The sequence below is a fragment of the Chryseobacterium sp. TQ-BC-N36 genome (assembly GCF_058382295.1).
The window spans coordinates 1,771,027-1,796,206 of the sequence record NZ_CM178175.1 but is presented as its reverse complement, the minus strand read 5'-3'; the positions used below and the strand labels follow the sequence as shown (position 1 = coordinate 1,796,206).

At 36.8% G+C, this 25,180-nt stretch carries 17 protein-coding genes; all 17 read right to left on the bottom strand.

Going from position 1 to position 25,180, the window contains the following annotated elements; all coding sequences use genetic code 11:
• Positions 1-85: 85 nt before the first annotated feature.
• Positions 86-865, bottom strand: a complete 780-nt coding sequence (locus AC3FI7_RS08045) for a LytR/AlgR family response regulator transcription factor (RefSeq protein WP_491461787.1) — start codon at positions 863-865, stop codon at positions 86-88.
• Positions 862-1,881: a sensor histidine kinase gene (locus AC3FI7_RS08040; RefSeq protein ID WP_491461786.1), complete on the bottom strand. Its 1,020-nt coding sequence runs from the start codon at positions 1,879-1,881 to the stop codon at positions 862-864. Before AC3FI7_RS08040 ends, AC3FI7_RS08045 begins: the two co-directional genes overlap by 4 nt.
• A gap of 816 nt (positions 1,882-2,697) precedes the next feature.
• Positions 2,698-5,292 carry a pYEATS domain-containing protein gene (locus tag AC3FI7_RS08035; RefSeq protein ID WP_491461785.1) on the bottom strand — a complete coding sequence of 865 codons (2,595 nt, stop codon included), beginning with the start codon at positions 5,290-5,292 and terminating at the stop codon, positions 2,698-2,700.
• A 6-nt stretch (positions 5,293-5,298) separates the two neighbouring features.
• On the bottom strand, positions 5,299-7,458 hold the full coding sequence (locus AC3FI7_RS08030) for a hypothetical protein (RefSeq protein ID WP_491461784.1): 2,160 nt from the start codon (positions 7,456-7,458) through the stop codon (positions 5,299-5,301).
• A gap of 4 nt (positions 7,459-7,462) precedes the next feature.
• Positions 7,463-8,686: a hypothetical protein gene (locus AC3FI7_RS08025; RefSeq protein WP_491461783.1), complete on the bottom strand. Its 1,224-nt coding sequence runs from the start codon at positions 8,684-8,686 to the stop codon at positions 7,463-7,465.
• A gap of 13 nt (positions 8,687-8,699) precedes the next feature.
• Complete coding sequence (locus tag AC3FI7_RS08020; RefSeq protein WP_491461782.1) at positions 8,700-9,875, bottom strand: AAA family ATPase; 1,176 nt, start codon at positions 9,873-9,875, stop codon at positions 8,700-8,702.
• A gap of 5 nt (positions 9,876-9,880) precedes the next feature.
• Positions 9,881-11,767, bottom strand: a complete 1,887-nt coding sequence (locus tag AC3FI7_RS08015) for a caspase family protein (protein ID WP_491461781.1) — start codon at positions 11,765-11,767, stop codon at positions 9,881-9,883.
• A gap of 12 nt (positions 11,768-11,779) precedes the next feature.
• Positions 11,780-14,389: a S8 family serine peptidase gene (locus AC3FI7_RS08010; protein WP_491461780.1), complete on the bottom strand. Its 2,610-nt coding sequence runs from the start codon at positions 14,387-14,389 to the stop codon at positions 11,780-11,782.
• A gap of 25 nt (positions 14,390-14,414) precedes the next feature.
• Positions 14,415-17,906 carry a caspase family protein gene (locus AC3FI7_RS08005; protein WP_491461779.1) on the bottom strand — a complete coding sequence of 1,164 codons (3,492 nt, stop codon included), beginning with the start codon at positions 17,904-17,906 and terminating at the stop codon, positions 14,415-14,417.
• A gap of 709 nt (positions 17,907-18,615) precedes the next feature.
• Positions 18,616-19,263 carry a MarR family winged helix-turn-helix transcriptional regulator gene (locus tag AC3FI7_RS08000; RefSeq protein ID WP_491461778.1) on the bottom strand — a complete coding sequence of 216 codons (648 nt, stop codon included), beginning with the start codon at positions 19,261-19,263 and terminating at the stop codon, positions 18,616-18,618.
• A 40-nt stretch (positions 19,264-19,303) separates the two neighbouring features.
• Positions 19,304-20,002 carry an SDR family NAD(P)-dependent oxidoreductase gene (locus AC3FI7_RS07995; RefSeq protein WP_491461777.1) on the bottom strand — a complete coding sequence of 233 codons (699 nt, stop codon included), beginning with the start codon at positions 20,000-20,002 and terminating at the stop codon, positions 19,304-19,306.
• A gap of 12 nt (positions 20,003-20,014) precedes the next feature.
• Complete coding sequence (locus AC3FI7_RS07990) at positions 20,015-20,296, bottom strand: TIGR03643 family protein (RefSeq protein WP_116036135.1); 282 nt, start codon at positions 20,294-20,296, stop codon at positions 20,015-20,017.
• Positions 20,296-21,774, bottom strand: a complete 1,479-nt coding sequence (locus AC3FI7_RS07985; RefSeq protein ID WP_491461776.1) for a cryptochrome/photolyase family protein — start codon at positions 21,772-21,774, stop codon at positions 20,296-20,298. The genes AC3FI7_RS07990 and AC3FI7_RS07985 overlap by 1 nt, the downstream gene beginning before the upstream one ends.
• A complete protein-coding gene (locus AC3FI7_RS07980; protein ID WP_491461775.1) occupies positions 21,762-23,063 on the bottom strand; it encodes a DASH family cryptochrome in 1,302 nt (433 codons plus the stop codon). Before AC3FI7_RS07980 ends, AC3FI7_RS07985 begins: the two co-directional genes overlap by 13 nt.
• A complete protein-coding gene (locus tag AC3FI7_RS07975; protein ID WP_491461774.1) occupies positions 23,027-23,170 on the bottom strand; it encodes a DUF2256 domain-containing protein in 144 nt (47 codons plus the stop codon). Before AC3FI7_RS07975 ends, AC3FI7_RS07980 begins: the two co-directional genes overlap by 37 nt.
• A complete protein-coding gene (locus AC3FI7_RS07970) occupies positions 23,171-24,493 on the bottom strand; it encodes an ABC1 kinase family protein (protein ID WP_491461773.1) in 1,323 nt (440 codons plus the stop codon).
• 3 nt (positions 24,494-24,496) lie between these two features.
• Positions 24,497-25,153, bottom strand: coding sequence for a TetR/AcrR family transcriptional regulator (locus AC3FI7_RS07965; RefSeq protein ID WP_491461772.1), 657 nt, complete (start codon positions 25,151-25,153; stop codon positions 24,497-24,499).
• Between the last annotated feature and the right edge of the window lie 27 nt (positions 25,154-25,180).

Genomic DNA, 25,180 nt, shown 5'->3' with positions numbered 1-25,180 from the left:
ATTTTTAATGAAACAAATGTAGCAATACCCGATATTTACTTTAATATAAAAAAAGGTGAACCTGCTAAATCCAGGGGTGAAATTATCACTGATCCAGCCACTTTCTAAAATCCATGGCTTTTGCTTTGCTTACGATTATCTGTTCCTGAGGTAACGGATGTACTTTCACAAGCAGTCTTCCGTTAAAAAAATATTCTACTGCGTCTACAGCAGTTTTATTGATAATGAATTGGCGGTTTGCCCTGAAAAAAAGGGAAGGATTAAGCTCACGTTCCAGTTGTTCCAGTGTAAATTCCACAACATATTGCCTGCCATCAGCAAGATATGCATACACTATTTCGTTAGCTGTGTAAAACCAATTGATTTTAGCTGCTTCCACGGGAATAAGTCTTCCGCAATAATGGATCAGGAATGATTTTTTATATTGTTTTGTGGCATACTGAAGCTCGTGCAGCAAAGACTTTGTTTTAGACAGTTCGTTGTTTACATCGGAAGCAATAAGAGTATTATATTTAAGTAAAGTCCGCAGTATTTCTTCCCTGTCAAAAGGTTTTAAAACATAATCAACACCATTGTTCCGAAAAGCCTCGATAGCATAATCATTATAGGCGGTTACAAAAATAACAGGTTTTAATATTTTCGTTTTGCTGAAGATTTCAAATGATAATCCATCTGAAAGGCGTATATCTGAAAATATCACATCATAAATATTATCGTTTGTTTCGAACCAGTCTATTGCTTCAGCGACGCTTTGTAATGTTATAATAATCTCAATCCCAGGATCGATTTCCTGTAGGATATATTCCAGATTTCTTGCAGTAGCAGCTTCATCTTCAATAATTACGATATGTAAATTCTGTGTCATAATAAAGGAAGTTTTACTGTGAAATATTGCTCCGTTTGAAGGATTTCTATTTCCTTATGAAACTGTAATTTATATCTTTCATTAAGATTGACAAGACCAAGTCCGGTTCCTTCTGTTTCACTAATAGTAGGTTGAAGATTATTTCGGATGATAAGCCATTTATCTTCGTCATAAATTTCTACGATTAAAGGAGATGAAACTGTAGCTTTGTTATGTTTAACAGCATTTTCCACCAGAGGTTGCAGTGATAAATGAAGTAGTTCTTTACTCAAAATGTTTTTGCTGAGATTGATTTGAATCTGACAGGTGTTTTCCAACCGCATTTTTATGAGTTGGATATAAGAATTCAAGTAATCAAGCTCTTTCTCAAGAGTTACCAAATCATTTCCTGAACGGAGCAGAGTATATCTGAATATTTTGGAAAGATGTTGAATATAGTTTTGGGCTAAAGGCGGATTTTCTCTTACAATGGCAGAAAGACTGCTCAGCGTATTGAACAGAAAATGTGGGTTTAATTGTTCCTGAAGCAGCTGCAGTTGTGCTGTAAGATAAGCAGAATTGAGCTGCTCGTTAATAAGATCTTTATTTCTGCTTTCGCGCATCAGAAGAATAAGACGGATCATTACGGCAGTCATGATACTGCTGAGCAAAAACCGGGCAAAATATCCCCTTATTCTGCCTCCAGGAAACTGGAGAACTCCAAACCACACAGAATGGATCAGGCTTCCCAATATAATAGCTGTTACAACCACTGCAATATTGAATATGTAAATTTTCCAATATTCTTTGTTTTCTCTAAACCCACTAAAAAATTTACCATCAGAAAGATTAAGATAAAATAAGACGAGACAGAACATCAAATTGTAGATAAACTGAAAACCATACTCCCAAATATTGAACTGCCAGTAACGGGCAATAATCCCATCACTATTAAGTGCCATCAGTTTTGCTGAATTGACGACCAGTGTAATCAGCAAGGCACTATACAGGTATATTTTTCTCTCGCTCTTAATCATTTTTACAAAGAAAGTAAAATATTGAAAGTAATAATGCAATAAACAGGTGAAACTGTAAAATCGGGTGGCGAAAGAATACATTCTGAAGACCATATCGTAAAAATTCGTGGGTAATCCAGTTAAAACAATTACAACAGGAACTTTTTGTTCTGAGATATCAGCTTCAATGGCTTTTGAAATTTTTACGGAGCAGGAATCAGAATCAGTCCGAAGAACGGTTTATTTGTGGGCTAAAGGCTGAATATGCTGGAAATCAGATACGGACATTACACGAAATCCGTGGGAATGAAGCCTGCTATTATTTCACTGAATTTGAGATTTAAATAGAATCATTTTTCTTAACAGAACTTTCAAGATTAAAACTCTATTAAGAACTGTTATTAAAAAAATGGCGTCAACTGTCTTTAGTTGGCGCCTTTTGGCTTTTTGGTGACCAAGACGATCGTATCTTCAAACACTTTTATAGATGATTTAGTTCGTTTAAACCAAATTAAGCAAGAATTACAAGTTTCATTTTTATTAAAAAAATATTAAAAATATTGTTGCAATTTATTTTAAATTCCTTTATTTTTTGAGAAACTGTAAATAAAAGAGAAGACTTAATTGTATGAATAAACAAATCTCACAAAACGATTAAAATAAAATTTTTGAATTAAAAGGACTAAAATATATTTTTGTTTTTTTATTACTTATAAGCATATCAATTCATTATAATTTAATCAGCTAGTGAGACACTTCTAAAAAATAGTAATGATAAACAGTTATATTTTATGATTTGCATAATTTTCTTTGTTCATCTCATACCTTCAAGTCTTTCTAAAGTTTATAATAAAAAGATTCAGGAAAACCTTGTTGTCTATTGAGATCTAGCTCTAGTTTTGTTCCATCTTCAATATAAATCCCTACCGTAAATGCTTCATAGCTTTTAAAGCTGCATCGGGAAGTTCCGTTTAATGTTTTTGCAAACATGGTTTGCTTTTCTTCAAAACTGTCATGCAGGAGGAAAGCGACTTCTTTTTCAGAGTTTTCCTGAGTGTTTTGTACGGTTAATATAATTCTATGAGAATCGTTCTCTGTTTTTACTTCCGCCGAAAGCTGCCAGTTATTACTGGCTGAACTTCCTCCCCATCTGTCTTTTTGAAGGTCATCCGGGTATTTTATTTCACTATGCAGGAGATTTTTTACTATTTTTTTAAAGGTTTTTGTGGGCTGATAGGCATAAAACTTTCTGGGCAGTCCGGGGATTTCGCTTAAATCCAGTTCCAGTTCAGTGCCGTCATATAAAATGGCAGCGGCTGTAAAATCTTCGTAAGCTGTAATGTTTACTGTTGCTTTACCGTCTTTAAATTTGAGAAAGCGTAAAGAATCAGCAAAAGTGTCATGCAACAGAATCGCTACTCTGTTGTTGTCCGGAATTTTTTTCGTAGTATGGGTAACCTGTAAAATCACTTCATATAGGCCAATAAGAGATAATGTTTTCTCTTTTACCTCTGCTGAAAGAACGAAACCGTTATTCATAGGCTGCCCGCCCCAGCGTTTTTTTTGAAGATCATTGGGAACAAGTATTTCACGGCTTTTTATGGTCTGAAGCACAGTTTCTTTAAATGTTCTGTAATCGTACAGAATTCTGATTGGGATCTTTTTTACGGTCCAGTCTGTTCTTGGTAGTGAGAAGGTCTGCTTGGATGTTCTTTCATCAAAACTCAGGGATCTTGATGTTTCTGTTCTGAATCTGAGCTGTTCCTGTTCTAATGGATTGAGCGCAATAGGTTCTTTGGAAATAAAAACAAGAAGGAAATCCTGTAATTCATTGATCTTATTATTAGTATATTCTTCCTGAATGAATGTCCAGACAATGCCGGGTCCGGGAATATTTACGGCTACTTTTCCAGAGGCCGTAAGCAAGCCGTTATTGCCCGCGTTGAAGTTTTGAATACCATAAGATCCGCTCATGTATAGAAAGCTTACATAATATTGTTTATCAAGATCATTATTTTTCATTTCCAGATGACATCTGAAAGTCGGGACTTTTTCATTTCTGTATTTTAACACTATATTTTTCGGGTCAATATGGATTTGTCCGAATATTTCATCTATATTTTCCTGAGTAATATCTTGTCCCTCAATGCTTTCAAATACAATCTCATAATCGTCCGATGGTATTTTATTCTGAGGATTATCCAGGTCAATCACCGCGTTCCATTGAGCAATATATTCTATTTCCTTGATAAATTCATAAATATCCGGCTGATGAAAGAACATGGAATACTCCTGTTCTTCGGCTTCGTTGGTTCGCCGTGTCAAAAAGTATCTATTCTCCCTGTTTTTAATCAAAAATGCAGCATCCTTGGGATCTTCAACTAAATCAATGAAGTATAAACCAAAATTTTGGGTTGTTCTTATAAAACTATCTTTCATTTCACCTTTGAGATCTTCACCAAAACCTATTTTTATTTTAGAAAGGGCCATCTGTAAAAACTCTGCATTGAAAATGTTTTCTTTATCTTCTTCATAGAATCCATCAACAACACTGTAGGTATCTCTCACTTCATTTAACCTGTAAATTCTCTCATCTTCCAGCTTGATTAAAGTATTCATAAACTCTAATGACGGCGTGATCCCATCCTGAAGTCCAGCTCCTATAACCCAGGATCCGATGTTGTCATTATAATAAACCTGCTCTGCTTTTTTGTAGGGAACAAGTCCTGAAAACAACCATGTTTTAATGGCCTCTTTCTGATGGCCATACATTTCAGGAAAAAACTTTCTGTTATCATGATAATACCTGAGGTGTAGTCTTGTAATGAGATCTGAATACCTGATATTGCCTCCAGTCTGCTTAATGGTTTCCAAAAGCAGGTTGAAAAAGTAGTTGTGAGAACCGTTATTACTGTAGCTCTGCAAAACAACCAGCTTTTGAGCATATGAAAACTGAAGAGGCTGAATATCATTTTCTACAGGCTGAATCCTGTGAACATCAATAATAATAAAGAAGTGTCCTTCTGAGGTGGTAATATACTTCTCAAAGACCTGTTGGTATTCCTTCTGTACATTTCCCAGATAAGGAATTGTATTTCCTTTTTTATCCTGCCTGGCTTCACCGCTGAAAAAAATAACACAGCAGTCTTCCGAATTCAGATGGGGGAGTTCTTCAGGTGTCGTTGTATCATTTAGCGAATGTGAAATAACCGTGAAACCGGAAAGGTGATTTTTAAGAGGTCCGGTCATCATATTTTGAAATGCTGAGATATTTCCGGGCGCCAGATTACTGAGGGGGCTGTACCCGTATATACAGTGAAGCTTAGGTTTAATATCTTCACGCTGCTGGTACCAGCTTTCCGGTATGTCATTATGATCATCGCTCCATGATGCCCTGAACATCATGAAATCTGAATATATGTTCTGTTCCATAAAAAATTACTGTTTTATTAAGTTTTTTATTTGGAAGAAATATTTATCCTGGGTTATGCTCTTCATCATATCAATTCCGAAATCAGCACCTACGTTATCCATGACCATTGCATTGCTGCCTATTGCTGCTTTTACGCCTATTTGTGTCAATTGCCGGGCAAGATTTTTACTGTTGCAGGTATTTAATATGACCATTTCCAGCCGGTTCTGAAACTCCAGCCAGTGCTGCCATACCATAAGATCTATTACTTTTCCGTTGATATTGGGAGCTCCCCGCGTATCAAATCCTGAATAGTAAACCCATTGTACGCGGTTTCTGTTATCCGGATGCAGTATGAAGGCTTCAATTTCTTTTAACTCTCTGTTTTTGAAAAAACGGACTTCATTGTACAAGCCAATTTCACTGTTAAGCAAATAACTTCTGATAGACCTAGCTTCCCTGTCTAGATTGGTTAACATCTTTTCCGGATCTGAAAAAATAAATATAAACAGAGGTTTCTGATGTTGGATATTCTTTTTATGTAAGTCTTGTAAAACCGGCAGAACTTCGTAGACATTTGGATTTATTTTGAATTCTGCGGCTATTTTCTTTAGTGCATAATCCGTTTCCCGATCCTGCCATTGGGATTCCCTCATGTTAGTTTTACCGGAAAGCCTCAACAGATGCTGTGCCTTCACCACTTCATCGGATGCTTTTCCTAAAGGGGAAAAATAGGTTTCCCGGTTACTCATCATGATAATTTGCTTGTTTTGAATCCAGTTGGGAAGGTTGCTGTTTTCGTTGGTGAAAACTGTTTTTACAAACACACTTCTGATGGATTCCTTGTGATTGTCGTTGATCAGCTTTTTGATAAGCTCTGCACAATTTGTAGTATTCGGTTCGGAAACAGTCAGATTATCCTGCTCAAAAGCAAACAGAGCGTATCCTGTTTTGGTAGTATCTGTCCAAAACGGAGTGGCTGTAAGAGCTCCGTCCAGTATTAATGTAAATGACAGAGGGTTCATTTCAGACGCAATGACACTGATATTAGAGTCACTTATCCATGTTTCTTTATAGATTTGGAAATAGCAGTGGTTCTCATTCATTCGGGTATTTTTTGCATGAATATATAGTAACAAATGATCTTTTTCTGTGATCTTATATTTCGCATTTAAAGAGTTTTCCTCTTTTGATGAAATGGGTTTTGTTACCTCAATGATATATTGACTCCATTCTTCTGATGCTTCTAATATCTTTCTTATTTGGGTAATATCAGTATCACTATCTGCTATTATTAGGGCGATTTTTCTTGATGGAAGTGCACTTTCAAATTTTGAAACCAGAGTTGTCTGTTTTTTTTCAACAGTGATGGCTATAGAATTTTCTTTTCTTTCTGCACTTTTTGAAAGCAGAGAATCAGGAATATTGTTATTGGCGATAATATTTCCCAGTGTATGTACATTCTGCAATAGTGAATGCTTCCATAAGCTGAGTTCTTCATTTTTAAACAGAGAACCGAATATGGCTTTATTTTTATCATGATGATTTACATAATCTTCTTTTTGTTTGGCCTGCTCAATGGCTTCCAGCAGGTTTACAATTTCGTTATTTTTTTCATTCTCATTTTTATCTTTATTCTCGTGTAATTCCTTAAGCTGTTTCAGATAGCTATTAACCACACTTTTAGGGTCGTAATACATTTGAGCCTCCGATTTCTGTATTTCCAGATACCTGCTGCCTTCTCTGGTAATAATATCATTGGGATTATTATGATATTGCTCTACAAATCTGGCGATATCAGCTATGCTGAAGGGTTTTCGTAAAGTCCATAGTTTATCATCACTGTTCATCCATTTTAAAAAACGGAGTCTTGTATCAGAATCCATCTGGTATACTTCGTAGCTTATCTGGGTGCAGAAAGGGGCGAGTAAAATATCAGAGATCGCCATTCTGTGGATAAATTTTTTCTCTTCATTCCAGGTATATTCTCCAAAGTTCTGCCACAGCTTGGAAAGCAGGTCCGGGGTAAGGTAAGCGGGAACCGAGGCATAGGCAGCCAGCATCATATGGCCAAAAAAATAGTCACTGTAGTACTCTTCTGTAAATTTGGAGTAAAACCATTCCAGCTGAATACGTTCAATAGTACTCAGATCATCTATCGGGAAATTGTCAGGTAAAACTGCCATTTTATTAGGTTTTGTTTTGGTACTTTAATAAGGTCCTTGTGATCGTCTGAAACGGATTCATTCCTGCATCAAATATTGAAGCCATTTTAAGCACTTCTTTTTTCAGGTTTTGTGCTGTTTCTTCGTGCCATCTGTTTTCCGGGACAGGGTTGAGCCAGAGTATATGGGCACAGTTTTCATTCAGCTGTTTAAGGAAGGGCTGTAGCTGCTGCCATCTTATTTTGTGCCTTTCGGGAGCTCCGTATCCTCTTGCAAAACCAACATCGCTGATGACCACTGCAATACTGAAGTTGTAATTGGTCTTTGAAAGCGCCTGTGCGATTTTAACCGGTGATGTCAGTTGAAATTCTTTAAATACATAATCTGTAGGTGCGTTCTGGAAGTAATAAACCGGTGCGTTTTTATGACCTCCGGAAGTTCGGGCACTTTTTACCAGTCTGCGGCTAAGCTCATGAAACGGCATCATAGAGCCGTTACAATCTACAAAGAAAATAATGGCATCTTCGCGGTTGCGTAATCCGTGCAGGTATTCCGGCTCGGTGAAGATGTTTTCTCTCGCGATTTTTTTAACGGTAGAGTAGATGTCTATTTCATTGGTCAGTTTTCCTTTTTCGTGTCTTCTCAGGTACTGCCACCCTTTGATCATCTCACGCCGGTTGATGGGTAAATATTCATCCTGAAAATTATACAGAGGGATACCGGTGGTATCCTGCGGGGATTCTTCATCTTTAATCAGACTGTCAAAGCTGATGCTTGGGGTAAAGTAATAGTTTTCTTTTTCTTCAATGATCTTTTCTTCATTTTTACTTTCCTGTTGTACAGCGGGGTCTTTCTTTTCTTCTTTTTTTATGTCTTCGGATTCGTTAGATGGAGGGCTGTCTTCAGAGGAGGGCTGTTGCAGCTCTGCTGGTAAATTACTCTTTTCTTCAGGCTTTTTTTCAGTTTCCTGTTCTATTGTTTTGAAAAACGTTTCCCATTTGCTCTTTTCCTCGAGCCAGGCCGTTCTGAAGAGCTGAGTAAATCGGTCTTCGTCTTTTATATCCTGTAAATACAATATTTTACAGGCTGAGAGTAAAGAATCACCCTCATTATCATAACAGATATGTGGATCTAGCAGAAGCTCTAAAAAGTGCTTATATTTATCAATCCAGCGTTCGTAGCTTAACTGCTGTTCAATCTGATGGAAAAACTGCCAGAAAGGTAACTGTCCATCTAGAAATACGTTCATAATTCAGTTGGTTTTAAGGTTTCTGACTGTTTTTATCTTTCTGATTTTGTACGGCTGCATAGGATTTGAGGATCGTCTGAAAATAAAAAGGAAGAGCTCCTAATGATTTACCTTTATCGATATCAATTATAGCTTCTGTATTTTTTTCATCATTTCCGGGTTCGAAAAAATGTTTCAGATAGTCGTGAATATGTTCGGCAGGGGCGCCTTTTCCATTCCGTCTGTCATAATCAAAGGCGGTAAGCCAGTCTAATAGTTCGCTGGTGCTTACGCGTTTGTTGTCCGCAGGATCATCTTCTCTTTCTTTTTTCAGTATTTTGAATTTTTCAATGGTAAGTTCAACAAAACTTTTATCTGATCTTTGTGATCTTACCAGGTCCGGTAAATGAGCTTCTATGATTCTTTTCATCTGTTCATCATCTGGAAATTTAATGTATAAAAACAGACAGCGTCTCAAAAAAGCTTCCGGTAATTCACGTTCATCATTACTTGTGATAAATATAACGGGAGGATATTCTGCTTCTATAATTTCTCCTGTTTCAGATTCGGGAATCTGGAACCGCCGTTCGTCCAGTTCCATTAAAAGGTCGTTAGGAAAATCGATGTCTGCTTTATCTATTTCGTCAATCAGAAGGATGCTTGGATTTTCTTCAGTAGAGGTAAGAAATGCCATTCCCATAGGCCCGAATTTTCGATAATCTACGGCTTTTTTATCCTTTAATTCGCTGAACTGCTGGGATAATTGAGCATCGCGGAGCCTTTCAATATGATCAAAGCTGTAGATTCCATCAATGGCTTTTGAGGTAGATTTGATGATCCATTCAAAATAATGCTGTTTATAATCATCCCCATACCATTCATAGGCGACTGCTCTGGATAATTGGGTTTTACCGCTGCCAGGCTCTCCTTTTATCAGTATAGGACGTTTGAGGATCTGGGCAAGCCTTACAATTTCTTTGATTTCTGCTGAAGGAATATAAGGAGCAATAGGTCTTCCTTCCATTGTATTTTTATTTTTTTTAAATTTCAGGGATATCAGCTTTCCTTCATTGTATACTTCTTCAAATTTACCATCAGGAAAATGAGGAGTGATTATTGAAGGCTGCAATTTATTATCAATCAGCTGTTCAAAACGGCTGATGCTTCCTTTTACTTTAGGATTCGGGTGTGGATATGGTTTGATTTTCATTTTGTTTAGAGTTTGTTAAAGAATAGTGTAGAATAGATTTCGTTATATTTTTTTTGGTTGTTTTTATAAATCTTAGAAACAAGCCTGTCAATAAACTTGATGATGTCCAGTTTATCATTTGAGCCGCAGATATCATCATAATTGGCATTGAAGTAGTGGGAAAGTAGTTCACTTTTCAACCGTTCATTTGTAGCTTTATACCAGGCTCTAACACCTGGTTTGTCTATTTTGCCTACATGGTCGAATTTAATAAAGCTGGTTTCTTTTTCAGATAAATAATAAAGATGCTTCATATGATCTTTGTCAAAATAATGTTCATCTCCTTCAGATATGGAACTGTCATAATTTGAAATAATATTAAAAAATAGAGGAGTAGATTGATTATCTTCTCTTTGGATCTCAATCTGTTTTATAAGTTCCTGTAAAAAAGAAGAAATAATATGAAATTGATCCGATTTACAATTAGTAACGATAAAAGCAATGATTAAAGGGTTATATGATTGTGATGAATTTTCAAAATCTGCTAATTTGATTCTGGCACATATATTTCTGGTTATATTATCATACCAGGACTCTGCTGTTTGATCCGATGAAGATGTCCAAGCCATATATTTATCAATAGTGAAAATTAAATCTGCATCATTTCTGACGTTCTGCATATCAATTTTAAAACTTATGGTGTGACATTTTTTTAGATTAGAATCAAAATCAGGACTTGTTATTGTATAAAACTGTTTTGAAAAAACATACCAGCGGATGGACTCTGTTTTTAAACATTTTGATACAGAACTTATAAAAAAATATTTCTGATTGCAATTGTCAATATTTAAAGCATCAAAATATTCTCTTTCACTTTTAAAGTTTAGATTATTGACAATACTTTCGGCGAGTACGGCCGTTGGAATCTGCTCCTGCTCGGCAAGAGAAAAACAAAACTTAGGAATAGAATTTTCCTTGGTTGCGGCTAAGCCATGAATTACTTCACGTGTATAATCTTTACCGATAATTTTATTGAAATCAGATTTGATTCTTGTTTCGATTAAACTTGCAGGGAAAAATGTGTCAGCTGTATTGTATTTCAGAAATTTGCATAATGCTAGAGAGAATGGGCTTCCCAGTTCTCCGTTTGCAGCATTTACTGCTTGGTCCAGAGTAACTTGATCATAGGAACATGGAACGATGATTTCCCTTGCTGCTACCTCTTCGCTTTCTCTAATATCTACATTACCAATCATAGCTTTTCCTGCATAACACGCATCCACAATGGCTAGCACACTTCTGAAATTATGGCGGATTGTAGTAATTCCACCTGCTGTAACTTCAAAATCGAGCAATTGATTTAAGAGTATGGTAGAATCTATGATACCGTTTTCATAATCATAAGGGATTAGTCTCATATTGGCCCCTCCCATCCCATGACCGGAAAAATAGATTAACAGTTGGTCCTTGACTGTCATTTTTTGTATTATATCACTGATGTTTTGATTTATATTCCGTTTTGTTGCTTTTTTATTTGGAAGACTTATAATATTTTCTTTCTCATATCCGTATCTTTCCTGTAATATTTTTTCAAGGTTCTCAGCGTCCCGGACAGGATTGTTCAATGGTTTGCATCCTGTTGTATTTTCATCATAATCATCTATTGCGATCAGCAAAAGATAATTCACCCCATTGAATTTATTTCTCGGGGTATCGGTTTTCTGCGTATTAAAAGGAGGTCCTGCTGCCTTAGTTTCATGTGTGGAACTGTCTTGTGACGGCGTATCGTCACATGTTAAAGCATCACTTTTCTGCTGAGAAATGGTATCATCGGTCAGTTCTTCAGATTTAGAGAGGGTATCAAAGGTCTTTTCTGTTTCCTCTGTTACATTACGTCTGTTGTTTCCAGGCATGACTATCGTTTTTTATTGAACAAATGCCTCTTTCAGATAAGGCGATGCAAAAGGAGATTCCAGTACTTTTTTCTGAAAATCATCATTGTTGATAAGTTTTTCAGCTTCGGAGGTACTGCTCATATCTAAATGAGAAAAATCTTCAAAAAAAGCAGGATCGGTCTGCATCAGGTGCATCAGTTCCAGTGCGAGTTGCTCCTCTTCAGGTTTTAGGGTATTGGTATCGCGGAATAGTTTTCTGTTTTTAAAGAAAGATCCCAGGATCTGGGTAATACCGCCGAAAGAAGATTCTGCTTCCGGAGATTTACTGAGCAGGCTTTCGTCCGGCACTCCTATACTGAGTGCATCCATTGCTCTTAAGATCCCGTTACCATAATATTTCTGCCAGTCTTTAAAGGCGCTTGCTTTTGCTGCGGATGTGTAAAGTGCATACCTCACTGCCTCAATTTTTTTCCATTGCTGTCCCGGTTGATAATAACCTTTTGCCTCCAGTTCATCCCGATGGTAAGCAATCCATAAAGCTGCTGCTGCCGCGATCTGAGGTGTTGCACTTGAGGTTCCGCCGCCGCTTCTTACAAATTTATCTCCATGCTCTGCCCATGGGGTATTGGGGGTATATGCAGCGAGGGCTCTTGTCATTGACGAAGGAGGTCCCCAGCTTCCCTGCATATATTTTGTAAAATCACCTTTTGCTGTATTCAGAAAATCCTTGTCATAAGGTTGCTGGTTATACATTGCTCCTGTGGCGGCAATAACCCTGTGAAAAGCGGCGGGGTACAGAACGCATTTAGGAAGTAAGGTTTTGAAAAATCCTGTGTACCAGCAGTTACTTGCCGCAGAAACAATAACAAGTCCTGCCTCATAAGCTTTGTTCACGGCTTTTGCCATACGCGGGCTTGGTTTTCCGGCCATACTCATGGTTACCACTTCACATCCCTGTTCCAGAGCATAATCTATGGCATCACAGAAATTTTCAGTATTTAAAATAACCACAGAGTCACTGATACGCATCGGAATAACGTCAGCCATGGGAACTCCGCCTATATATCCTTCAAACTCATTGAACGTAGAAGAGAGCGGAACATTGTTTCCTGCCAATAAACAGAGGGTACCCAAACCATGACCGTCATTACCTGAGTCTATTTTATCATGAGCCTGATTTTCTGTTTCACCTTTACCGGTAACAAAATTTTTCTCTTTGTCTGTCCGAAGCTTTTCAGGAAGCCCTATGTGACCGGGTAAATACCCTGTATCAAGGTGCCCGACTGTAACGTAAGAACCTGTTTTTGCCATTACTTTTTGTGCAGCAGCAGAGAGCTGGGAATGCTGGTCATCCAAATGCCAGCCTATTTTTACCTTAGGATTGTCAAGTGCAGGCGGCCATTCAGGAATGTATTCATCATTACCGTTGCTGGCCCGGGTTATTTTTTGATCATCAGCAGGACTAAAGCTTAAAATAGGTTCCACCGTTGCAGTGTATCCTGACTGTTTCAAACGGAGTTTAAGGGCATGCGCTGCCGTCCAGCCTTGTTCATAATGAATATGTAAAGCTTCCAAGGTAAACCGTGTTCCTTTTTGTTTGATGATTTTGATCTGATCTCCTTCCTCAATCTGTGGGACCTCTCCCTGGAATTCAACCAGTAATAAAGCATTTTTATCAACGTTACCTGTTGTGATATCATTGTTTGCAACGATATCTTTTACTGAAGTTTGAGTAGGATTGAGGTATCCTGATAGGGTATCCGCGTTTTCAATATTGATTGTAAAGGGAAAACCTTTATCAAAACTTTCAATGACGGAACCATATTCAAAACAATTCGGATGTGGGAACGTATAGTATTTTTTTATTTTTGCTATGATTTCTCTGGCGTTACCGGAAAATCCATCTTGTAAAAAAAGTTTATTCAGCGTACCGGTAAACAGCCCGTATTTTTCTCCATCATAGGTTGACTGGTCGTCCTGGCATGCTGCGAGCAGCTTTACTGAAGCTTTTACCTCACTTCGTTTGGATTTGTATTTAAACCTTTCCTGAATGGGAACGTAGATGCTCGCATAATCCCGGGTCAGAATATCTTTTTCCACTTCTGCCGGAAGTTTCCTGTTGGCAAATCCTCTGGAGGTTTGCGACTGTTCTATTCCGTCAATTAAAACTTCGGTAAGGTTAATTTTGCCCGGAGTTTCCATCGTTTCTATATCTTTTGTGACGGTACCGCTGTGGCAGCTGTCTGAAACGATTAGAATACGGGTTCCTTCTTTGAATGCTTTAAATGCTTCATACAGTTCATCATCTATTAACTGCCTGTCGTATAAACACCAGGTCTGATCCATTGGTTCCGTATCCAGTTCCGAAGGTTTTTCGTTAGGAAGCGTACCTCCGTGGCCGCTATAGGTGATCAGGATAATATCACCCGGCTGCATGGTCTGTGCCCGCTGCTCAATTTCAGATAAAATTTTTCCTGACTGGGCTTCCTGATCTGTTAATAGCAGAGTTTCATAATCAAGTCCTTTTGCATATTCCTGCCACCATTCAGCATCGTTTACGGCCGCTTTAAGGGAAGGTAAGTTATTGTAAACATCAGGATTTGTGGTATTGATACCAATGTGTATACTGTAGCCTTTCATGATGTAGAGTTTTTAAGGTTAGTTTTTAGTTTTTACAGATGAGGTCTATAATAGCATCTCTTGTCTGCTTTTCGCTGAAATAAGAGATATGGTCTCCCGGGAAAATGACCATGTTATTATTAAATTCTTTGATCTTTTTCATACTTTCCAGTGTGACCGCCATATCATTGGGATGGCCATTAAATAATACTTTTGTAAGGCCCGGGTATAGCGCTCCTGTTTTTAATAGTTGGGGAAGTTTTTTTAAAAAAGGATCATCGGTAGCATAATCATTATCCACAAGCTCAGTATTGCTGCCCACTATATAAAAAGGAAGATTTGAGGGAAATGTTTTATTGCTGAGGTCATTCAGAAATTGACTTGCTATGGTCATGTCTTTAAGCGTATTGCCAGGATTATAAAAGTTTTTAATTAAAAAGCTCAGTCCGGTAATAGCCCATTTTACAGGTCCGGTTACATTAAGTGCATGAGTCAGTAGTAATTGCAGACTCTGTACAATCTGTCCCGATGCCTTTCCCCATTCCGAGCCGCCGTTTGGGGTGCCGGCCATAATAAATTTTGAGACCATATCTGCTCCTCCGTTTTCACAGATAAACTGGCGGGTAACCAATCCTCCCATGCTGTGGGCAACAACGGTGAGCTTAGGCATTGACTGATCGGGAAGACCAATTGTATTCAACTGAATGGCCAGTTTTTTTGCAATTTCGGGAATCGTATTTTCAAGGTTCTCATAATCGAAGCTCAGCATCATTTTCAGGTCGTTTCCTACTCTTGCATCAGCTTTTAATGATTCAATCATGGATCTGGTATCTCCGAATATACCATGAATAATAAGCGGTAAAGTAACTTCTGGGGATAATGGTCGTAGTTTTTCTTTTATAATATTTGCATTGGAGGTAGAATTCCATTCATTTTCAAAATAATGTAATGTGAGGGTTTCTGTAGATATCCGGAATAGTTTTTTGAAATACAATTTTATAGAACTGAAAATACTTCTGCTGGTAATGGCTTTACTTACCAACGAGCCTGAAGTTGCTTTTGGCAGCTGTTCAATAATGATTTCCTCTTCATTGTTCATATAACCCACGGGGTAGAATAATCCGTTTTCTTCATCAAAGCCGTAAGGAATAATAGTGGAATCATATTCATCTATTGATCTTGATTGTACGGAAGGGGTTAATTTTATTTTCAAAGGATTTCCTTCCTCAAGCTGAGGAAAGGTATCTTTACCGGAAGCACTGATTTCAAGGGCTACAATAGAGTTGTTATCAGACCCCAGGCCGGATTCAAAAGGGGTACTGTCGGTAAGAGCTTCTCCCCAGATTGAAGATCCATAAAGGTCTTTAATGCTGCGGGATGTCTGAATATCGGATCCGGATACTGCCGTCACAAATCCTTCAAAATTACCGGGAGCTGATATTTCAAAAGCATCAAAAACGGCAGGCGTTCCTGCTTTCAATAGTTTACTTTTATTAGGACCAATGATTCTTATTGGGAAATTAAATACCGCCCAATCAGCTTCCGGGGGCTTTTGAGCGAAGGGTGATCCTGCTCCTTTAAAGAGTTCTGTTCCGGTTGTGGCACTTTTATAGTTAAGATTTTGCAACTGAAGGCTGGGCTGGTCAAAATGATCCAGATTAATATCAGGATGGGAGGATACCACAATTTTCAGATAGTCTGTAATTTCATTAATGCCGTAGGAAGCATAATCAGGGTCAATAAACAAACCGGTTAGGTCATACTCATTACCATGATCATACTGTACCAGTCGGATGACTCCGTCTTTTGTCAGATGATTAATAGCCTGTCTTGTTTTTTTAGTATCAATACCGAAAAGGCTGTCTAAATAGATACTGTGAATATAGCACTCCTTGAGAGCCGATTTGGGATGAATACGGATACTGAAACGAAATGCCGGGGCATGATTATTTCTGTATGAGAATTCAATTGGATTTTCAGGAGGAACATCAGAAGCTGTACCTGTTATGTTTTTTGCATTTTGCCGGGTAATGTTTTGTCCTTCAATTTTTTCTACGGTAAATATGAAATCGCTTGCTTTGAAGCGGGTTGCTCTGTTTTCAAGCTTTTTCACAAAATACCATTTGGCAACCGAATCGGTATTATTCCAGAGAATATCTGCTGAAGATTCTGCTTTGAATATCGGGATGTCTTGCTGTATTTCAGACAGATAATAATAAAAAATCCCGCCTTTTTCATATATGTTTACAAGATAATCGATGTCCTCTGATGAGTCAGTTATCAGTTCAACATATAATAGGTTCTGGCTGGCTGCATTTTTCAGGGAATCCAGTATTGGAGTATTATTTCGTACCTTTTGTGAAACTCCGATGCGTTTTTTCTTTAAAGCCAGACTGATAATCTGTGCTTTGTAAAGTTGGGTTGGATCCAGTTGACCAAGGTTACTTCCCTGAAGAAGGCTTGTTTTCATGTCGGCTTGGCTGACTTCCGCTTCCACATCAGTTCCTTCTATTTTTATAATGGTTTTCTGATTGTTATTAGGCCCAGTAATCCCGTTTAGAAGCCCGGCCATAAGTTCCCATTGTTTTTTCCCATGATCGAAATGTACTTCAAAACTGAGACGGTAAGGAATTATACCGCCTCCAAGAAACGGTTGGTTCAGATCTTCGGGGTTTGTAGCATCGGCAACGGGGTTCTGGGCTGCGTTGACAACAGATACTGCGGCTGCTACACTTTTCATCAGGTTAGAATAACTTAATGTGGTTCCTTCATTTTGCAGCATCTCTACCAGTTTTCTGGAAAATAATCCACCCTGCGGATTATCTCTTGACTGTTCATGATCCCGGCAGGCAGATAATTGTACATATCGGGTCGGTTTATAGCTAACCTTGCTGTTTTTTAAACTGAAAAAATCTGTATTGTAGCCTATACAATCCTCAAATTTTAATATATAAGTAGATTGAGAAGCCTGTCTGTTCTGAACCCTCATCACATCGAATGCTGCTTCAATCGCTCGTGTATTATCAGCACTGTGGCAGCAATCCATGATGACAAGACAATGTACCTCCGGTTTATCTTTCAGTGCATTAGACAGTAAATAAGCCAGCTCTATATCTAAAATATCGCGTGCGCCGGAAGTACGGCTGTCCACACAAACAAGAGTTTCGTTCTGAGGATTTCCTTTATAATCTTTAAACTCGGGAGGGGAGGCTATCGTAGAGCCATGCCCGCTGAAATAAAAAAGGCAGATATCTTTTTCGCCAGCTTGGGCGAGATGGTTAAAACCAATGCCTGTAATATTTTCAAAGTTTGGTTCACTATATTGAATATCGTGTTCATGCTCCGCAATAGAATGATCATTTTCGTTCGGGGCGAGTAAATACAACGGCATATAATTCAGATCATCATGCTGAGAGGCACATATTTTACGCAGGGTATCATCAATATTTAAAATATCCTGTATACATCCGTTCAGTTTATTAACCGCCCTGTAATTATTAATACCAATAAGTGTGGCATAGAGATTTCGTTTTGACATACTGCTATAAATGTTTGGAGATGATGCCAATCAAAAAATTGAACAACAAATCAGTTTAACTATAAAATTTAACAGTGATTTTTATTGATCAGATTACTGACAATAATAAAAGTAGAATGACTTATAGGAATGAAGAGTAGATGGGGTATTATTCTGTCCTAAAATGAGTTTCCTGTATTTGTATACCCTAATTACTCCAAATTGAAATAATTGTACAGTTATATTGTAAGAATTCTGATAAGGTAAATTCATATATGATTGTTTCAGTCATGATATGAATAATTTTCAAGGACTATTGATGCTCTCAGGGAGTCATCCCGGGTGATCTAAAGTGTAATGTCAAACATATACACTTGCAGTAACTGCGAATAAATAGTTTTTCATGTTTTTTTTAGTTTTGATAAATATATGAAAACATTATGGGATATACAATGGGTTAAGTGGGGTTATAAATGAGAAATATTGTAGATTCAATATTGATGCGTAGTTGTATTTTTTGTTATAAGTGTATATTTTTACACATATTAGTCTGATTATTCAGAATAAAGATATGTGAAAATAAAATTAAAAAAATGGCGCCAACTGTCTTTAGTTGGCGCCATTTGGCTGTTTGTGAACTTGACAGGACTCTATACAAACCATTTGTTGGAAGATATAGATAATACTTTGAAGGTATTAAGTGATATCTAAGTATATTATTAACTAAAATTCATCCGAAAATTTTAACAATCATATTAATATCAGCGCTTTTATAGTCAGCATAGATATGCGAATGAAATTCATTTAGTTTTTTCAAAATCCTCAGAAGTTCATTCTTTTCATCTTTTTCAAGCTTTCCGGATAAAATTTTTGAAGTTAAATTCACATCTGATACCGAGGCGTGGAAAATTTCTTCGCCTTTTTTAGTCAAATTAAGTCGTTTGCTGCGCTTATCGTCTTTATCATTTTTCTCCTCAAAAAATCCTGCTTCCAAAAGTCTTTTGATGATTTGAGTTCCGGTCTGCTTCTCGTGACCGTTTTTTTCGATCAACTGAATTTTCGTTAAAAAAGGTTCGTCTTTCAATCGGTACAGATAAGTAAATTCTTCATTCGCTAACTCAGGAAAATCTCCCAAACCTTTTCTTATCAGTAATTTAGAATATCGTCCTAATAAGAGAACCTGTTTGCAAATTTCATTTTCGATAAATGAAACCTGATGTTTTTCATTCTTAAAAAGTTTGGTCGGACTCTCGTCGTAATATTTTTTATCATTCATCCAAATGCGGAAATCATCAACGGTAGAGTTGGGTTTGCAAGCATCAGAATTTTCAAATTCTTTGACTTGATGAAGTAATTCTATGATAAAATCAGTTTGCATCGCTGTAATTTATGGTAAAGATATTAGTTTTTGGGAATGGTTACAATTTGATGTTACTCATTCCGCCGTCAATCCCGATGATCTGTCCTGTGATCCACGATGAATTTTCATCTAATAAAAACTCTACCATTTTTGCGATTTCGTCGGCAGTCCCCACTCTTTGCAACGGATGTCTCTTTCCGGATGCTTCCCGTTTTTCAGGTGTTGAAAGAAGTGTTGAAGCGAGATTGGTATCCGTTAAAGAAGGTGCAATTGCATTCACTCTTACTTTCTGAGCAGACAATTCTGCGGCCAGACTTTTCGTTAAGCCTTCAACAGCACTTTTACTTGCAGAAATCGAGGCGTGAAAAGGCATTCCCAGCTTTGCAGCCACTGAACTGAACAATACAACAGAAGCACTTTCCGACTTCTTCAAATTAGGCAACAGTTTCTGAATCGCTTTCACTGCACCCAAAACATTGACTTCGAAATCGTTCTCAAAATCTTCAATCGAAAGACGGTTAAATGGTTTTAAATTAATGCTTCCCGGCGCATAGACCAATCCGTCAATAACTTCAGGGAATATAATTTCATTCAGATTCCCCGAAAGGATATCCATTGGATGAAATTGAATATTTAAATTTTTAATTTCAGTACTTTCTGTTCTTGAAATGCCGATTACATTGTGATTTTCCGACAGTATTTTTGCAGCAGCAAATCCAATTCCCTGTCCGCAACCGATAATGACTATGTTTTTCATTTTTGTAATATTTTACCGTTTTGAAATCTTATTATGACTGATTGCCTTTTGTCTCGTACATTTAAACCTGCTAATCTCAGGATTTCTCTTCATCAAATGTTTCTGGCTAGTTCCCGAATTTACTCTCTTTCTCCAGAGCCGAAAACTTGATGGTTTCAGTTCTGTCCTCATCATTTCAATCACTTGAGATTCAGAAATACCAAACTGAAATTCTATCGCTTCAAACGGCGTTCGGTCTTCCCAAGCCATTTCAATGATACGGTCTGTCTGTATTAAATTAAATTCTTTCACCATTATTTTAAATTTTTAATCGTACGTTTCGCAATTTTAAAATATTCGGATTTTTTCTGATCCGTCATTTTGTCTAAAGTTCGCAACATCATTCCCAATCTCGGATTTGTTTTGAAAAATTCCTGTTTGTCATTCACAAAATTCCAAAAGAGGGCATCCCATTTTTCCGTCCAGTCGCCATCGGTGTAATCGCTCATTTTTTTAATGTAATTGCTTCCGCTGATGTACGGTTTTGTACTCATTTTTCCCCCGTCAGAAAAACTGCTCATTCCATAAACGTTCGGAACCATTACCCAATCGTAAGAATCGATGAACATTTCCATAAACCATTGATAAACGTCGTTGGGATTAAGATTCAACAAGCTCATAAAGTTGGCGAAAATCATTAAACGTTCGATGTGATGCGCATAACCGGTCTCCAAAACCTTTTTAATTGTGCTGTCAATCGGTTTAATTTCCGTCTTTCCAGTATAAAAAGATTCGGGGAGTGGATTATGATGTTTCCAATAATTTTTATTCCGCTGAAAAGTTCCCTGATAGAGATAAATTCCCCTCACGAATTCTCTCCAGCCCAAAATCTGCCGCACAAAACCTTCAAGAGAATTGACGGGAGTTTTATATTCTCCTGCATAATCAATCGCTTCTTTTAAAACGTTTTCGGCAGTCAAAAGTCCAATGTTTAACAGTGGAGAAAGCACGCTGTGATGCAGAAAATGTTCACGCTCCACGATGCTGTCTTCGTAGATTCCAAAATCAGCAAACCGCAGTTCCAGAAACTGATTCATCCAGCTTTCTGCTTCGTTAAAAGTGACCGGATAAAGCTGATATGAAGTTAAATTACCATAATTTTCACTGAAGTTTTTCTCTGTATACATTTTCGCTTCCTCATAATATTTGCTGTTTTCCGGAAAGTGAACGGACGGCGCTTTTTTGTTTTTAGGATATTTTTTACGGTTTTCCGTATCGAAAGTCCATTTTCCACCGATTGGTTTTCCGGCTTTCATTAGAAGATTTCGGGAAATTCTCTGTTGCTTGTAAAAATCGGTTTGATGATAAGATTTTTTATCTTCAAAATAGTCCTTCAAATCTTCCCGGTTGTTGATAAACAAAGGACTTTCAATAATCTCTAATTCCAATTTAGTTTCCTTAATTCTCTTTTCAAGCCAATTGTCACAAACATCTGTGATGAGAATTTTCTCAAATTTTTCTTTTTCTAAATGTTTAATTAAATTTCGAACATCGGAAAGTAGGGAAATACTTTCAATATATTCCACCTTGAATTTTTCTTTGGTCAAAAATTCCTCATAAAACTTCATAGTCGCCCTATGAAAGACAATTTTCTGTTTGTGAAATTTGTATTGTTTAAAAAACAGAAACTCTTCCACCAAAAAAACAGGTTGATTTTTATCCAGATAATCCGTGTCTTTAAAAAGCTGATGCGGAAATATCAATTGCGCCGTTGAAGATGCTACTTTAGCCATAAATTTCTGAATTTTCGATCCGAATCATATTGTTTAGCCTGTTTTTCAGCATTGAGAGTTCTGCTTCTCGGGTCATTTCCAACACCGGCGAGATACATCCAGTTTCCATAATTGCTGTGAGCATCGTAATCGATAAGTATTTCCTCAAAATAAGCTGCACCCATTCTCCAATCCTGCTTCAGGATTTTGCAGAAATAGGAAGCTACATTTTGTCGTCCGCGGTTGCTCATCCAGCCAGTGTTTTTAATTTCCAACATATTGGCGTTGATAAAATCAGAATCCGTCTCACCATTGATCCATTGGTTAATTAAATTTTGATCATATTTCCATTCGTATTTTTGTTCTGAAATTCCATTTTGCTGAAAAATTTTATTCCGAAACTTCATTGAAGTAAATTTGAAAAAGTCTCTCCAAAGCATTTCAAAAACAAGCCAATATGTCGATTCATTGCTTTCAAATTCGGCCTCATATTTCTTGATTTCATGGAAAATAGATACTGCGGACAGACTTCCGTTGGCAAGCCACGCAGAAAATTTACTGCTGTAATCTGCATCAATTAAACCATTTCTTGTCTCTTTATAATAAATTATATTTTTAGTTTCAAAAAAGTAATGATTCAACCGTTCCAATCCTTCGGTTTCTCCACCTGAAAATGGAAAAGCAGAAGATTGATATATCTCAAATTCCTCAAAAACTAAAGTCTGTAATGAAATATCGTCGCTGCTTATTTTTAAATCTAAAATGGATTTATTGTAAACCAGATGTTCAGAATCAAACTCATTTCTGATTTTAAAATCTTTCTCTATTTTTTGTCTGAATGTAGTAAACAGTAGAGGAATTTTATCTAATCGTTCTTTAACGAAATCTGGTTCAAGCAAAAGTTGAGAATAAGATTTTACCCATTGTACATCAGGAAAAATGGTTTTGATTTGATTTTCCAATTCAATTTCTTCCTTTGTCCATTCTCTCTGACAAAATATTTTTTCAACTTTAAAATCTTCAGAAATCTGTTTAAAAATGTCTTGAACTTGACCAATTTTTTTTAGAAACGTAATCTTTTTTTGCTTTAAATTATTTTCCAAATCCGAAACCGTTTCCAATAAAAATTTAGCTCTGAACTTTCCAATTTTCTTAAAACCAAATTGTGTAGAACGGAAAAAAGTTTCGTCAAAAATATATACCGCAAGAAAAGGCAAATGCTCTTGCATTATTTTATAAAGCGATTCGTTGTCTCTGATTCTTAAATCGTTCCCTAACCAGAGAATGTTGATTTTTTGTTTTTCCGGCATTTTTCGCTGCAATATTTTACTTCGTCCCAGTTTTTCCTCCACTTTTTTCTCCAATTGAAAGGCAGTCCGCAGACCTCACAAATCTTTGAAGGTAAGTAGGCCGGCATTTATTGGATAAAATTTTTATATTGACTGATCACAATATTTTTCGCTTTCAAATCGTGCATCATATTGTACAAACCAAAAAATGTACGGTTCAGATAAATGAAATGTTTCGAACCTCTGTTGGTATTCATTCCTTTCATATCGCTGATTTTGGCATATTTCTGACCCAGATCAGCAATTTCCTGAAAGAACGATTCATCAGAGAAATCAAAAATTTCGGTGTTGAAAGGTCTTGTAAACAGTTCCAATAATTCGTAGAATAATTTGATGAAGAATGCCTGTTCTATTGCAGAATCATTAGCACTCAAAATCTCGAGCTCGTATAATTTTTCTTTGTAAAATTCAGGATTATTCAGATTCTCAAGTTTAGCCAACTCAAAATAAGGTACGTAAAAATCATTCGGAATTTCTTTGATACATCCGAAATCAATCACGATTAGTTTTTTATCTTCTGAAACCAGGAAATTGCCTGGATGTGGATCTGCGTGAACCCGTTTCAGGACGTGCATTTGGTACATATAGAAATCCCAGAGTGTCTGTCCGATTTTGTTCAAATCTTCCTGAGAATTGTCCAATTTTGTGAATTCCGAGAAATGCTTTCCGTTCATCCAATCCATCGTGATGATTCTTTCACACGAAAATTCAGGGTAATATTTTGGGAAATCGATATTCGGAAGATGAGCACATTTTTCAGAAATTTCTTTGCTTCTTTTCAGTTCCAAATCGTAATCCGTCTCTTCAAACAGTTTATTTTCCACTTCCTGAAAATAAGATTCTGAACCTTCTTTTTTGATGTTAAACATTTTCATCGCAATAGGTTTTACAATTTTTAAATCGCTTGAAATGCTTTCTCTAACGCCGGGATATTGAATTTTCACGGCAAAGTTTTGACCGTCTTTTTTCGCTTTATGAACCTGTCCGATACTTGCCGCGTTGACGGATTCATTCGTAAATTCATCAAATAAATCTTCCGGATTTTTCCCAAAATATTTTCTGAAAGTCTTTTTTACCAAAGCGCCGGAAAGCGGCGGAACCGAAAATTGCGACAAAGAAAATTTCTCAACATAAGCCTGCGGAAGAATGTTTTTCTCCATACTTAACATCTGGGCAACTTTCAGGGCTGAACCTTTCAGTTCTTTCAGAGAATCATAAATGTCGGTGGCGTTGTCTTCATTCAAAGTCTTTCTTGCTTCGTCCTCATCTTTATCCTTCGTGATTTTATTTCCGTAGTATTTGATATAATTAACACCGATTTTTGCTCCCGCTTTCAGCAAACTGCTGGTTCTTTCTAACTTTCCGGTTGGTATTTTACTGAGTGTTTTCATCTACTATTTTTTAAATTTTTCTTTAAATAAGAACTTTCCGAGATCAACTACTTTTCGTAAAGGTTCATTATCCATCAGTTCAAATCCTGTATCAATTGTTTTTTCAATGAAAATATCTGTCTTTTCAAATGAGGGAGATGTGTCTTTTTTCCAAAATTCGATGGCGGAGACTAAATGCAGATACAAAGCTTCTTCACGAGCTTTTTGATGGAAATTTTTCACATCATCTTTTGCTTTTTGAATCATTTCCCAATCATTAAAACCGAGAGTTCTGATGAATTGCCGATGCGTTTCCTTAAGCTGATTTGACATTTTTGCCGAATGTAATTTGTTATTTCCTAAAATCATTAAAACTAAAGAACGGTTCATCGTCATATTTTCAAAAAAGATGAAATAAACATTCAACAGTTTTTCTTTGGAAGTAATTTCATCAGAACTGTTAACTTCCGAAGCCAGCTCTACAGACTTATCGAAGAGATTGGCCAACATTGATTTTTCTATCTGTTCAAAGCTTGAAAAGTAATCGTAGAAGTCTTTTTCTTCGAACTCATTGTCTTTTGCGAAGCAGTAAATGCTTTTTGGTCTTTCGCCGTGATTCAAGATATAATCGCCGTACAATTCAAATATTTTGTATTCTGTAATTATATTTTCTTGTTCCATTATTGATATTATTTATCAACAAATTTA

What these genes read in the sequence shown, in the direction of transcription:
- AC3FI7_RS08035 (WP_491461785.1), bottom strand. Translation starts at nt 5,292, where the DNA reads ATGGAACAGAACATATATTCAGATTTCATGATGTTCAGGGCATCATGG.
- AC3FI7_RS08010 (WP_491461780.1), bottom strand. Translation starts at nt 14,389, where the DNA reads ATGAAAGGCTACAGTATACACATTGGTATCAATACCACAAATCCTGAT.
- AC3FI7_RS07975 (WP_491461774.1), bottom strand. Translation starts at nt 23,170, where the DNA reads ATGCCGGCCTACTTACCTTCAAAGATTTGTGAGGTCTGCGGACTGCCT.
- AC3FI7_RS07970 (WP_491461773.1), bottom strand. Translation starts at nt 24,493, where the DNA reads ATGAAAACACTCAGTAAAATACCAACCGGAAAGTTAGAAAGAACCAGC.
- AC3FI7_RS07980 (WP_491461775.1), bottom strand. Translation starts at nt 23,063, where the DNA reads ATGCCGGAAAAACAAAAAATCAACATTCTCTGGTTAGGGAACGATTTA.
- AC3FI7_RS08045 (WP_491461787.1), bottom strand. Translation starts at nt 865, where the DNA reads ATGACACAGAATTTACATATCGTAATTATTGAAGATGAAGCTGCTACT.
- AC3FI7_RS08000 (WP_491461778.1), bottom strand. Translation starts at nt 19,263, where the DNA reads ATGCAAACTGATTTTATCATAGAATTACTTCATCAAGTCAAAGAATTT.
- AC3FI7_RS08020 (WP_491461782.1), bottom strand. Translation starts at nt 9,875, where the DNA reads ATGAAAATCAAACCATATCCACACCCGAATCCTAAAGTAAAAGGAAGC.
- AC3FI7_RS08030 (WP_491461784.1), bottom strand. Translation starts at nt 7,458, where the DNA reads ATGGCAGTTTTACCTGACAATTTCCCGATAGATGATCTGAGTACTATT.
- AC3FI7_RS07965 (WP_491461772.1), bottom strand. Translation starts at nt 25,153, where the DNA reads ATGGAACAAGAAAATATAATTACAGAATACAAAATATTTGAATTGTAC.
- AC3FI7_RS07985 (WP_491461776.1), bottom strand. Translation starts at nt 21,774, where the DNA reads ATGGCTAAAGTAGCATCTTCAACGGCGCAATTGATATTTCCGCATCAG.
- AC3FI7_RS08025 (WP_491461783.1), bottom strand. Translation starts at nt 8,686, where the DNA reads ATGAACGTATTTCTAGATGGACAGTTACCTTTCTGGCAGTTTTTCCAT.
- AC3FI7_RS07990 (WP_116036135.1), bottom strand. Translation starts at nt 20,296, where the DNA reads ATGGTGAAAGAATTTAATTTAATACAGACAGACCGTATCATTGAAATG.
- AC3FI7_RS07995 (WP_491461777.1), bottom strand. Translation starts at nt 20,002, where the DNA reads ATGAAAAACATAGTCATTATCGGTTGCGGACAGGGAATTGGATTTGCT.
- AC3FI7_RS08005 (WP_491461779.1), bottom strand. Translation starts at nt 17,906, where the DNA reads ATGTCAAAACGAAATCTCTATGCCACACTTATTGGTATTAATAATTAC.
- AC3FI7_RS08040 (WP_491461786.1), bottom strand. Translation starts at nt 1,881, where the DNA reads ATGATTAAGAGCGAGAGAAAAATATACCTGTATAGTGCCTTGCTGATT.
- AC3FI7_RS08015 (WP_491461781.1), bottom strand. Translation starts at nt 11,767, where the DNA reads ATGCCTGGAAACAACAGACGTAATGTAACAGAGGAAACAGAAAAGACC.